The sequence below is a fragment of the Fervidibacillus halotolerans genome, from assembly GCF_026547205.1.
GTDB lineage: Bacteria > Bacillota > Bacilli > Bacillales > Caldibacillaceae > Fervidibacillus > Fervidibacillus halotolerans.
Genome location: NZ_CP106877.1, coordinates 1,129,969 through 1,142,394, shown reverse-complemented (window position 1 = coordinate 1,142,394; position 12,426 = coordinate 1,129,969). Strand labels below are relative to the sequence as shown.

10 protein-coding genes and 2 pseudogenes are annotated in these 12,426 nt (G+C 38.9%); 7 read left to right on the top strand and 5 right to left on the bottom strand.

From position 1 onward, the window contains the following. Positions 1–38: 38 nt before the first annotated feature. A pseudogene (locus tag OE105_RS05355) lies at positions 39–533 on the bottom strand (thiamine pyrophosphate-dependent enzyme); the annotation flags it as partial. Then, positions 530–979 (bottom strand): annotated as a pseudogene (locus tag OE105_RS05350) (2-oxoacid:acceptor oxidoreductase family protein); the annotation flags it as partial. The pseudogenes OE105_RS05355 and OE105_RS05350, both read right to left, overlap by 4 nt. 485 nt (positions 980–1,464) lie before the next feature. On the opposite strand from OE105_RS05350, the gene OE105_RS05345 reads away from it, so the two are divergent. The 3 genes from OE105_RS05345 (at position 1,465) to OE105_RS05335 (ending at position 4,950) form a co-directional block, all read left to right on the top strand. Then, a complete protein-coding gene (locus OE105_RS05345; protein WP_275421708.1) occupies positions 1,465–3,150 on the top strand; it encodes a CoA-disulfide reductase in 1,686 nt (561 codons plus the stop codon). A 368-nt stretch (positions 3,151–3,518) separates the two neighbouring features. Beyond that, positions 3,519–4,550, top strand: a complete 1,032-nt coding sequence (gene splB, locus OE105_RS05340) for a spore photoproduct lyase (protein WP_275421707.1) — start codon at positions 3,519–3,521, stop codon at positions 4,548–4,550. 133 nt (positions 4,551–4,683) lie between these two features. After that, positions 4,684–4,950, top strand: a complete 267-nt coding sequence (locus OE105_RS05335; protein WP_275421706.1) for a YqhV family protein — start codon at positions 4,684–4,686, stop codon at positions 4,948–4,950. 14 nt (positions 4,951–4,964) lie between these two features. Here OE105_RS05335 and OE105_RS05330 read toward each other — a convergent pair whose 3' ends face one another. From OE105_RS05330 to OE105_RS05320, 3 genes are all read right to left on the bottom strand, one after another. Then, on the bottom strand, positions 4,965–6,131 hold the full coding sequence (locus OE105_RS05330) for a TlpA disulfide reductase family protein (protein WP_275421705.1): 1,167 nt from the start codon (positions 6,129–6,131) through the stop codon (positions 4,965–4,967). 131 nt (positions 6,132–6,262) lie between these two features. Beyond that, a complete protein-coding gene (locus OE105_RS05325) occupies positions 6,263–7,021 on the bottom strand; it encodes an acyl-[acyl-carrier-protein] thioesterase (protein ID WP_275421704.1) in 759 nt (252 codons plus the stop codon). Between the two features lie 188 nt (positions 7,022–7,209). Further along, positions 7,210–7,770, bottom strand: a complete 561-nt coding sequence (locus OE105_RS05320) for a GNAT family N-acetyltransferase (RefSeq protein ID WP_275421703.1) — start codon at positions 7,768–7,770, stop codon at positions 7,210–7,212. A 292-nt stretch (positions 7,771–8,062) separates the two neighbouring features. Here OE105_RS05320 and recA point away from each other — a divergent pair, with 292 nt between their 5' ends. The 4 genes from recA to spoVS all read left to right on the top strand — a co-directional run bounded on the left by recA (position 8,063) and on the right by spoVS (position 12,331). After that, entirely contained in the window at positions 8,063–9,094 is a 1,032-nt protein-coding gene (gene recA, locus OE105_RS05315; RefSeq protein WP_275421702.1) for a recombinase RecA, read from the top strand. 327 nt (positions 9,095–9,421) lie between these two features. Continuing rightward, a complete protein-coding gene (gene rny / locus OE105_RS05310) occupies positions 9,422–10,981 on the top strand; it encodes a ribonuclease Y (protein ID WP_420842573.1) in 1,560 nt (519 codons plus the stop codon). A gap of 124 nt (positions 10,982–11,105) precedes the next feature. Next, positions 11,106–11,903, top strand: coding sequence for a TIGR00282 family metallophosphoesterase (locus tag OE105_RS05305; RefSeq protein ID WP_275421700.1), 798 nt, complete (start codon positions 11,106–11,108; stop codon positions 11,901–11,903). 167 nt (positions 11,904–12,070) lie between these two features. Continuing rightward, the gene (gene spoVS, locus OE105_RS05300; RefSeq protein WP_019391885.1) at positions 12,071–12,331 is read left to right on the top strand and encodes a stage V sporulation protein SpoVS; all 261 of its coding nucleotides are present in this window, start codon (positions 12,071–12,073) and stop codon (positions 12,329–12,331) included. Positions 12,332–12,426 lie beyond the last annotated feature (95 nt).

Sequence of the window (12,426 nt, the reverse complement as noted above, 5' to 3'; positions counted from 1 at the left end):
TTATGTGAACAAGTTCGTTCCTTTAATTATTTATTTTTTTATAATAGCGGATGCTCATGCATCGCTTTCAGTCGACTCCATCTATAATCGACAATTTGCTGGAACTCATCGAGTAAATCTTTATTTTCTTCTTTCAATAAATGTTTGGCTTTACCCATATACTTCAGCCATTCGGAAACGGGGACTTTTTTCTTTTTCGCTTCTGGATTGTACGTAATTGTCGTTTTTCCCCGTTCGATTTCATAGAGGGGGAAGAAACAAGTTTCAACAGCCGCCTTTACAATCTCTGTTCCGTCTTCCGGATTGGAACGCCAATTAAGTGGGCAAGTAATAAGTAATTTTCCATAAGCGACACCTTCGTGCTGCGCATACCATTGGGCTTTTGCTGCCTTTTTAATTAAATCTTGTGGATAAGCTTCCGTTCCTGTAAATACATACGGGATGCCTGTTGCCGCCATAATTTGTGGTGTATCTTTATGATGGAACGTTTTTCCCCGTTGGTATTTTCCTACGCCAGATGTAGTTGTCATATGGTAGCGGTGTTCACCCGTGTTCGCTCTTCTACGGATATTCCAAGTGCATCGACAATGGCTAAAGTTCCATAGGATAGATTGAAATCGGATTTTACTTCTTCAAAGGTTCGGGCCGAATTGACAAGGACGATTCCATCCTTTCGAAGCCCGCGAAGGACATCTACCGTTTTATAAAGGGCTTCGTGAAAAATGCCGATCACATGTGGCTCTAAAACAGGACTATGATCATGTATTTCCACACCAGGTTCGGCAAAACGAATAAAGCTTTTCACAGGAGTACCTTTTTTTTCTGAACCATAGGAGGAAAAATTCGTACCATTTAACCCTTGCCCGATCACGCCTGCCTCAGCCAACATTTTACCGGCCAAATTTGCACCGAGTCCTCCAATCGATTCCAAGCGAATTTCATAAAATCCTAAATCATTTTTTTTCGGAAGTACGGCCATTTTATTTCCTCCCTTTTTAAAATGGAATCATATCGGAATAAAAAATACTTCTATAGGTATAATTATATTCCTGAAACGACACAAAGTGGGGAATTTTGAAAATATTTCACATATAATTCATATCGGCGTTAAGCCTTTAAAAAGACGTAAAAAAGGGTGAAAAAAAGTTCAAAATTCGCGTATGACTAACTTGTAATAGAATTTGTTAAGAATTCAACAATTGACAAAAATACCTATACCGGTATAAGATCATGTATGAAGAACATTTCCTGACAAAAGAAATGATTGTTAACGGAAGGGTGAGGACAAGGAAAGAATGTTGCTTAAAAGCATGCAAATATATGTGAAAACAATCACGTTTAAATTTATATTCCAATCATGTATGTTGAACCCGATTGAACGATCGGATGGATTTTTCAAACCAAATTAGAACATTTTAAGTGAAAGAATGAGCAAATTAGAAATTCATATAGGAGGGGTTACAAATGGTGAAAAAGATTGTCATTGTTGGTGGAGTAGCAGGTGGTGCATCGGCTGCTGCAAGACTTAGAAGAATTAGTGAAGATGTGGAAATCGTTATGTTTGAGCGAGGAGAATATATTTCCTTCGCCAATTGTGGACTACCTTATTTTATCGGAGAAACGATTAAAGAACGAAATGAATTAATTGTCCAAACGGTGGAAGGAATGGCAAAGAAATTTAATATGACCATCCGTACTTTAAGTGAAGTAATGAGCATAAATCGAAAGGAACAAACGGTCACCGTTAAAAACTTGAAAACAGGTGAAATCTATGATGAAACATATGATCGCTTGCTTTTATCACCTGGCGCAAAGCCGATCGTTCCAACTATTTCAGGAATGGATGAAAACGAAAGTGTATTTACGCTTCGAAATATTCCTGATACGGATCGAATCAAATCTTTTGTAGATGAACGGAAACCGAAAAAGGCGGTCGTTGTCGGAGGCGGTTTTATCGGGATTGAAATGGCGGAAAATCTTCACCGTAGAGGTTTAGATGTGACGATTGTCGAAATGGCACAACAGACTATGACACCGATCGATTATGAAATGGCTTGCCTCCTTCACAATCATATACGGGAAAAGGGCGTCAAATTAGTACTTGAAAATGGTGTAAAAGCTTTTCAAGATCGTGGCAAGAAAATCGTATTGTCGGATGGGACCATCCTAGAAACGGATTTGACCATTCTATCGATCGGTGTTCAACCTGAAAATGATTTGGCTAAAAAGGCGGAGCTTTCCATCGGGGAAAAAGGCGGCATTATCGTTAATGAATATTTACAAACGTCAGATGAAAACATTTATGCTGTAGGTGATGCCATTGAAGTAACAAACGTTTTAAACGGTGAAAAGACCCAGCTTCCTTTAGCAGGTCCGGCGAATAGGCAAGGTCGGATTGCGGCCAATAACATGATGGGGAAACGGGAAAAATACGAAGGTGTTTTAGGAACCTCCATTGCAAAAGTTTTTGATTTAACAGTTGCGGTAACAGGAAATAATGAAAAAACATTAAAAAGGCTCGGTATTTCTTATGAAGTGATACACATCCATCCCTTATCCCATGCAGGATATTATCCGGGAGCTATGCCGATTAATTTGAAATTCATTTTTGATAAAGAAACAGGGAAAATATACGGTGCTCAAGCCGTTGGAATGGAAGGGGTCGATAAACGAATCGATGTACTTGCAACGGCGATTAAAGGTGGCTTGACTGTAGAAGATTTAACAAATGTGGAACTCGCCTATGCACCACCCTATTCTTCTGCAAAGGATCCGGTTAATATGGCTGGTTATGTGGCGTCCAATATCCGATTGGGGGATTTGGAACAAATTCAATGGTATGACGTTGATCAAGTGAAGCATAAAGGAATCATCATTGATGTTCGGGAGGAAGAAGAGTTGACCGTCGGTAAAATCGAGGGATCGTTCAATATCCCCCTCGGTCAATTGAGGGAAAAAATATCCTTATTACCGAAACAGCAACCGATTTACGTATATTGTCAAGTAGGCTTACGGGGCTATATTGCTTATCGGATCTTAAAGAGTAACGGTTTCAATGTGAAAAATATCGACGGTGGTTGGATGACTTATGCGGCTTACCGAAGTGATCAAATGGCCAAAAGTCAACAGAAAAGGGAAATGGTCATTTAAAATAAGATTTGGAATCAATTGCACATCATATATCTAAAAGCCTTTTTAAAGGGAAGAGTCATTCGTTTTGATTTGAATCAAAATGAATGGCTTTTTTATTTCCATGTAATCATTGGATTTTGTTCAAAAAGATGAAAGGAAAATGACAAATATATTCTTTAAAAAATAGGAAAAATAATCGTACTTGTAAAAAGGCGGTAGTTGTAAAGGATGAAGCATGATGAATCTTAGGCATCATTTTTTCAAATTCTATTTATGTAGTTATAGTGATTGAGCGATGGAAAGGGAATGATTATTTTCTTACACTGTCACGATCGTTTCGAGAAAAGAGGGGAAAAGGGGAATATATTTGAAAGGAGATTTCATCGATGAGTAGAGGACCTTTTGAACCAAAACTAGTTTATTTTGAACCGAAAGCCTTAGACTATCCCCTTGGAAAACAACTATTTTCAAAATTTCAACAGATGGGAGTTGAAATCCGATATACAACGTCCCACAATCAAATTCGCGATCTACCCGGAGATACGGATTTTCAAAAATATCGAATTGCCAAATCAACGTTAGTCGTCGGCATCCGGAAAACGTTACGGTTCGATTCGTCCAAACCGTCAGCCGAATACGCCATTCCTTTTGCGACGGGATGTATGGGCCATTGCCATTATTGTTATTTGCAAACGACGATGGGAACAAAACCTTATATCCGTATTTATGTGAATGTGGATGAAATTTTGGAACGGGCGGACCAGTATATGAAAGAAAGAGCACCGGAAATCACCAGATTTGAAGCTTCATGTACATCGGATATCGTTGGAATCGATCATCTTACCCATACGCTCAAACGAGCTATTGAATTTTTTGGGAAAAAGGAATTGGGAAGGCTCCGTTTTGTGACCAAATTCCATCACGTGGACCATTTGCTCGATGCTAAACATAATGGGAACACCCGTTTTCGTTTTAGTATAAATGCCGATTATGTGATTAAACAGTTCGAACCAGGGACATCTTCCTTATCGAATCGAATTAATGCTGCAAAGAAAGTAGCAGAGGCAGGGTATCCCCTTGGATTTATTGTGGCCCCCATTTATTTACACGACGGTTGGCAAAAGGGATATTATGACATGTTTGAACGTCTAGAGTCCGAACTCCCCCAAGTTGTGAAGGACAGGATTACATTTGAATTCATCCAGCATCGTTTTACCCAACCAGCGAAACGAATGATTCAAAAAAATTATCCAAAGACGAAATTGGAACTGGACGAAGATGCAAGACGGATTAAATGGGGGAAATATGGTATTGGAAAGTTTATTTACCAAAAGGAAGCGGAGGAGGAGATCAAAACGCTTTTATTTGGGTACATGAGAAAGTTTTTCCCAAATGCAGCCTTAGAATATTTCACTTAATGAATTAATGGTCACATTAGAGATGGACTAACCTATTTGAATCATGAAAAATGGAAAATGCCATGCTTGAAACTTGTCCTTGTTTCCAACTATTACGCATACATTGACAGTAAGAATGGAAAGGAGGAGCATTATGTTTGAGAAAGCGATTTTAAGCATGGCATTCCTTCGAATGTTTTCTGGCAGTATAGAAATCATTGTGGCTTTTATCATTTTAAAACTGAACGATATTGAAAAGGCGTTATTAGTAAACAGTTCCTTAGCTATCATTGGACCAATTATTTTAATTGTCACGACTTCAATCGGTGTAGTCGGTCTTAGCGAAAAAATCTCTTTTTCAGGTATTTTTTGGATTTTTATCGGTGTTGCATGCATCTTATACGGGGTAAAGGGACATTGAGGGGACAGTCCCCTCTATTCCATATGTTTTATCATTTTTTTCATCGTTTCCTGATCCATTGGACCGACAATTTTACCCCTAATTATTCCCTTTGAGTCAATGAAATAACTTGTCGGTATCGATACCGATGGGTAGATTTTTCCCACTTTCCCTTCTTCGTCTGACGGAATCGGGAAAGTCAGTCCAAAGTCGGAAACGAATTGTTGTACTTTTTCAATTCCATCATCTTTCGTTGTTAAATTGACAGCCAATATTTCAATTTGATTTTGATTTTGTTTTTCATAAAATGCTTGCATATGGGGCATTTCCGATCGACATGGTGGACACCAGGATGCCCAGAAATTCACGATGAGTTTTTTTCCCCGGTAATCGGAAAGGCGAACCGTTTTTCCATCTAATGTCGTTAATTCGAAATCGGGTGCAAGATAACCGACGGCTGCCTTTTCAGTTTTTGTTCCTTTCGCTTCCACGCCACCGTCTGGAAAGGATGGCTGAAGGAGTAAAAATAGGATGGAAAAGGCGATTAACGCTAAAAAGGGAAGGCGAAATTGTTTTAAATTCCATATTTCAACCTTTTTTTCTTTTGTTTCAAGAAAAATGAAAAAGAGAAGCGCCAACAGACTAAAGGTCCATGTCGTAGTAGAAAAGAATGTTTGAAATAAAATTTTGATCACTAACTGACCGAAAAAGAGAAGGAGGAGAAGCACCTTTTCATTTTGTTTTCCTTGTCTTTTCCAAAAAATATGTATTCCGACACCTAAGATAATGAGTAAAATCTGTGCGTAAATGACAAAAAGATTTTGCTCCAATAAATGATAGATGAATTCAAAACTGATGAAAAAAAGGATGAGTACGTTCAATCCTTCCCGTTTGAATGTGGAATCCTTTTTTCTCATCCGTAAAAACAAATAGACGATAACGATGCTTATAGCCAATATATGTCCACGAATGCCACCACTGAAATATAGGGCAGATAGAGGGGTTTTTACAAACATGGGAAATTCAAATACAATATAACTAAATTTCCATATAATAAAATATAGGAAAAAGGCATTCCAATACCAATCATGTAATGGTCTCCTAAGGACAAACCGAAGGAAAAGATAGGCGGTGGACAAGCCTAAAAAGACGGCTAACCAAAGGGAAGAGATGGTAATATTTCCAATTTGTATATACGTCATTCCGATCACCTATTCGCATTTTCTGTTTTATACCCATTTGGGTATTTCATCCCTATTTTATCGTATCTTTCCCGATAAATCGAATCAACCGTCCTATAAATTCCCTAAGGAAATACAACAGAAAAGACCAATTAACGATTTTCAATTTCTAGTTGGGCTTTAAAGACCGTTTGTTCTCGACCGTTTACTCCATCAATATATACGAGGTGGGAATTAAAAGCAGATACATCCCTACGTAATGTGAGTGTTTCTCCAGGTAATAACTCGTGAAGAAAATGAACCTCAATGGCTTTCGTTTTATATTTTTTATGTTCCTCAACAGGGAAACAATCCATAATATAATCCACGTAGTTGGAGTTATTTAAATGCCCATTAATATCGATATCGCTGTAACCGATCACCTTTTTATACGATTCCTGTAGATTGCCAAAATCCTTCAATCTACTTAATTTTTTATCGATTGCCCGTTCTTTAATCATCTCAGGATAAACGATACCGATATGTTCACTTCGCTTCAATTTCCGTTGGTCAATATCCATAATCACCCAGTCAGATATAGCTCTGATCAGAATGTTTCCCCTTTCATCATAGACGAGAAAATCCCGGTGGAACTCCAACCGATTTGGTTCCAGTGGCCATGTTTCAATCGTAATCGTTTCGTTCCAATTCGGATTACGGATAATTTCCACTCGCATCCGAACTAACACCCATGCTACATTGAATTCCTTTTGCAAGCGGTCGATTCCAAAGCCTAATGAATCAGCCGCTTCACTTGCTACTTCTTGAAAATAGGAAAATAGTGAACTTAATTTTAATTGTTTCATAAAGTCGACATCTCGTAGATCGACATGAAATCGTTTCTTATAGCGGATCGTTATATTTGTATTCATATTCTCCCCACTTTTTCTACGTATTTTTTCAGCGGATCGGTTCTCAAGGCACGATTTGTAGTCAACGTTCGATGTGAGAAATCTAAACGGTTATAATCGATTCATCACCGAATGGTTCTTTTACTTTTAATCTTTTGTAAACGGCTTGTGTTTTGAACTGGACCTTGGCAAAACATTGGTGCCTTTATTTATTCCATTTTCTTCTTTTTCGTATCCCATTCCCTTTTCAACATCCCGTATATGGCATGATCTACGTAATGATCATACAACCATTCTGCTTCACGGCGAATTCCTTCCAACTGAAAACCGAGTCGTTCGGGAATTGCTCGGCTCTTTTTATTTTCCACAGCAGCTGCGATTTCAACACGGTTCATGTTTAAATGAGAAAAGGCATAGTCTGTCAAAAATTTCGTCGATTTTGTCATAATCCCGTTCCCTTGAACGGCTGCGCTTAGCCAGTAACCGATGTATGCAATTTTATTCGTCCAATCGATCGAGTTATAGCTAATAACCCCGACGATTTTTTCCTTCCAAAGAATAACAAAAGTCATTCCCTTTTGATCATCGTAAGCAAGTTTCGCTTTATGAATAAAGGCCCGTGTATCTTCTACCCTTTTTGTTCCGTTTAACCAAGGAAGCCATTGCTTTAAATAGTCTCGATTTGTATTTGTTAAAGTAAACAATCCCTCTGCGTCATCGAGATCGACGAGCCGTAATGCAAGATGTTGATTAATTTGATGAACATCCATTACATGTCCTCCTTTACAGAAAAATGGAAATTGTATTGATTGCTAAATATTATAACATTTTTTAGATGAAATTTTTGTTTTTTTAAAAATAAAATATTGCTGAAAAAATAGGGGGGTTTTTCATTTTTGTAAAAAAAACCCTTTCCATTTTTGAACTTTTTCCTTGGAAAATTCACGAATGAATGTTCGGTAAAATACTTGGCAAGAAGATGAAAAAAGTATATAGTATATTTAGGTATGAAAAGAGGACATGCAATGATTTGAATTAATAGGAATGTAAGGAGGAAATTGAGTGAGTGATCGTCAAGCCGCCTTAGAACAGGCGTTAAAACAAATCGAAAAACAATTTGGGAAAGGATCGGTCATGAAATTAGGCGAACAAACGGATCGACAAGTTTCCACCGTATCCAGCGGATCTTTAGCCCTCGATATCGCATTAGGTGTCGGTGGTTATCCCCGTGGAAGGATTATTGAAATCTACGGTCCGGAAAGTTCCGGAAAAACGACCGTTGCTTTACATGCCATTGCCCAAGTACAAGCGGAAGGTGGTCAAGCCGCCTTTATCGATGCCGAACATGCATTAGATCCCCAATATGCGAAAAATTTAGGTGTAAATATCGATGAATTGCTTCTTTCCCAACCGGATACAGGAGAACAAGCGTTAGAGATTGCAGAAGCACTCGTGCGCAGTGGTGCCATCGATATTATCGTCGTCGACTCGGTTGCCGCTTTAGTTCCAAAGGCGGAAATCGAAGGGGAAATGGGGGATGCCCACGTCGGTTTGCAGGCCCGACTTATGTCTCAAGCGTTACGAAAATTGTCTGGTGCCATCAATAAATCGAAAACGATCGCCATTTTTATTAACCAAATTCGCGAAAAGGTCGGTGTCATGTTCGGAAATCCGGAAACAACACCGGGAGGCCGAGCATTGAAATTTTATAGTACCGTTCGATTAGAAGTTCGTCGAGCAGAACAATTGAAACAAGGAAATGAAATGGTTGGAAATAAGACGAAAATAAAAGTTGTAAAAAATAAAGTTGCTCCACCATTTAAAACAGCTGAAGTGGATATTATGTACGGTGAGGGAATATCATTAGAAGGGGAGATCATCGATATCGGATCTGAACTTGATATCGTCCAAAAAAGTGGTGCATGGTATTCCTATGAGGGTGAACGGCTCGGTCAAGGAAGGGAAAATGCAAAGATATTTATCAAAGAGCACCCGGAATTAAAGAAAGAAATTTTAGGTAAAATTCGTGAGCATTATCAGCTCGCTCCAATTAAATCCGAACCCGAACAGGAAAATCAAGAAGATTTAATTTAAAGAATTAAATTAAAAGGAAGATTCGGGCGTCCTGTTTAAATGAAAGTAAGTGGAAAAAAGAATATTTCTCACCACTTACTTTTTTTTTATAAATAACCAGTCCTAACTCCGATTTTTCCTTTCCATATCCTTTCAAAAATCCGTTGCCCTTGACAATCAATTTTCACGCCTTTAAAATTAGATTGTATATTTTACAATTTTTTCTTGTGTTTGGTCAACTTTTTTTCATCCAGTATACCGTATGAACTGTATAAAGATGAGTGTATGAAACGAACATACCGACACGAAATGAAAGGTGAAAAGTTCATAGCAAGAGGAGGTGAAATGATGGGATTAAATGAAATCATCATCTCCATTTTGCTGTTCCCCGTCGGTTTTATTGCTGGGTATTTCATTCGAAAATCCATTGCTGAAGCGAAAATAACAGGAGCGAAAGATGCCGCTGAAAAAATATTAGATGATGCAAAACGAGAAGCGGAATCATTAAAGAAAGAAGCCCTGTTAGAAGCAAAGGATGAAATTCACAAACTTCGAACAGAAACGGAACGTGAACTCCGAGAACGGAGAAGCGAACTGCAAAAACAAGAAAACCGTTTGTTGCAAAAAGAGGAGAATCTTGATCGTAAAGATGAAACGTTAGATAAACGTGAAATTTTATTAGAAAAAAAGGAGGATTCTCTAAACCAAAGACAACAGCATATTGAACAGATGGAAAGCAAAGTGGAAGAGATGGTACGTATTCAACAATCGGAATTAGAACGAATTTCCGGATTGACAAGGGATCAAGCGAAAACCATCATTCTTGAACGGGTGGAAAAAGAACTTTCCCACGAAATCGCCTTTAAGGTGAAAGAAGCGGAAAATCGTATAAAAGAAGAAGCGGATAAAAAGGCGAAAAATATTCTTTCCCTTGCCATCCAACGTTGTGCTGCCGATCATGTAGCTGAAACAACCGTCTCTGTCGTTAACTTGCCGAACGATGAAATGAAAGGGCGAATCATCGGAAGAGAAGGAAGAAATATTCGTACGATTGAGACATTAACCGGTATTGATTTGATCATCGATGACACACCGGAAGCGGTAATTTTATCCGGATTCGACCCGATTCGAAGAGAAACGGCAAGACTTGCTTTAGAAAAACTCGTTCTCGACGGTCGGATTCATCCGGCAAGGATCGAAGAAATGGTGGAAAAGGCAAGGCGAGAAGTCGACGAACATATCCGCGAGATCGGCGAACAGACAACCTTTGAGGTAGGGGTTCACGGCTTACATCCGGATTTAATTAAAATTCTCGGTCGACTGAAATTCCGTACAAGTTACGGGCAAAATGTTTTGAAACATTCCATCGAAGTCGCTCACCTATCCGGATTGATGGCTGCTGAACTCGGTGAAGATGAAATGCTCGCAAGAAGGGCTGGATTGCTTCATGATATTGGAAAGGCTGTAGACCATGAAATTGAAGGTAGCCACGTAGAAATTGGCGTGGAATTAGCCACAAAGTATAAAGAACATCCGGTTGTAATCGACAGTATTGCTTCCCATCATGGTGATCAGGAACCGAACTCGATCATTGCAGTCCTCGTCGCTGCAGCAGATGCGTTGTCTGCCGCAAGACCAGGGGCAAGAAGTGAAACATTAGAAAACTATATCCGTCGTTTGGAAAAACTCGAAGAAATTTCGGAATCCTATGACGGTGTGGAAAAATCCTATGCTATTCAAGCGGGTAGAGAAGTGCGTATTATCGTTAAACCCGATATGATCGACGATTTGGAATCTCACCGTTTAGCTCGGGATATACGGAAACGGATCGAGGAAGAATTGGATTACCCTGGTCATATTAAAGTGACGGTCATTCGTGAAACTCGAGCAGTTGAATATGCAAAATAATGGAGGAGGTTGATGTGTTTACCACATCAACCTTTCCATTTATTCTCTGATTTGATATGATAAAACTAGTACATTTCAAATGACTTTATATTACAAGAAATTGGAAAAATAGAAAGGAATACAAATGAATATTTTATTTATCGGTGATGTAGTTGGTGCTCCAGGAAGGAAGGCTCTTAAAGAACAATTGCCGAAACTAAAGGAAAAATATCACCCTACGATAACGATTGTAAACGGTGAAAATGCGGCCAGTGGAAAAGGGATTACCCAAAAAATATATCGACAATTTTTAGAGATGGGTGTACATGCCATTACATTAGGAAACCATTCTTGGGATAACAAAGAAATTTTTGAGTTTATCGATGAGGAAAAATACTTAGTCCGTCCTGCAAATTTTCCAGAAGGTGTACCCGGAAAAGGGATGATTTTTCTGAAAGTAAACGCGTTGGAAATTGCGATCATTAATTTACAAGGTCGAACCTTTCTCTCTGCGATCGATTGTCCCTTTCAAAAGGCAAAGGATTTGATTACTGAGGCAAAGAAACGAACCCCATTTATTTTTGTCGATTTCCATGCGGAAGCGACGAGTGAAAAACAGGCGTTGGGCTGGTTTCTTGACGGACAGGTAACCGCTGTTGTCGGCACCCACACCCATGTACAAACGGCAGACAATCGAATATTACCAAAAGGAACGGCGTATATTACCGATGTCGGAATGACGGGAATTTACGATGGGATTATCGGTGTTGATAAAGAGGCTGTCTTGCGTAAATTTTTAACAAGTCTTCCTACCAAATTTGAAATTCCGAAAAATGGTCGCACCCAGTTAAATGGGGTGCTGATTGAAATCGATGAAAAAACCGGGTTGGCAAAAGGAATTAAACGAATTCTAATAAATGATGATCAGTCAATGTTTCAATAACATTGGCTTTTTTTTTTATGTAAAATTGGCCATGAACAATTCGGAGAAAAAATGAATGCTTGGCATAAGGCTATCTTTTTTTGAATATAGTAGCAATGGAATGATTTATCGCAAAAGGTCAGTCCTAAATTAAATTGAAACTAGTTAAAATTCAAGGAGGAGCAAGTATGGAAATATTAAAAGTTTCAGCAAAATCAAATCCGAATTCCGTAGCCGGTGCTCTTGCAGGCGTTTTACGGGAAAGGGGAGGCGCAGAAATTCAAGCGATTGGAGCCGGTGCCTTGAATCAAGCGGTAAAAGCAGTGGCGATTGCAAGGGGATTTGTTGCCCCAAGTGGTGTGGATCTAATATGTATTCCCGCTTTTACCGATATTCAAATTGATGGTGAAGAGCGAACGGCCATTAAACTGATCGTCGAGCCAAGATGACCTTTCGATAGGATTGATCATTCGCCTGTTTTGCCCGTGCAAACAGGCCCTATTTTTCACATCATCTTGTCGAATTCGGTACGTTTATTTGGGAG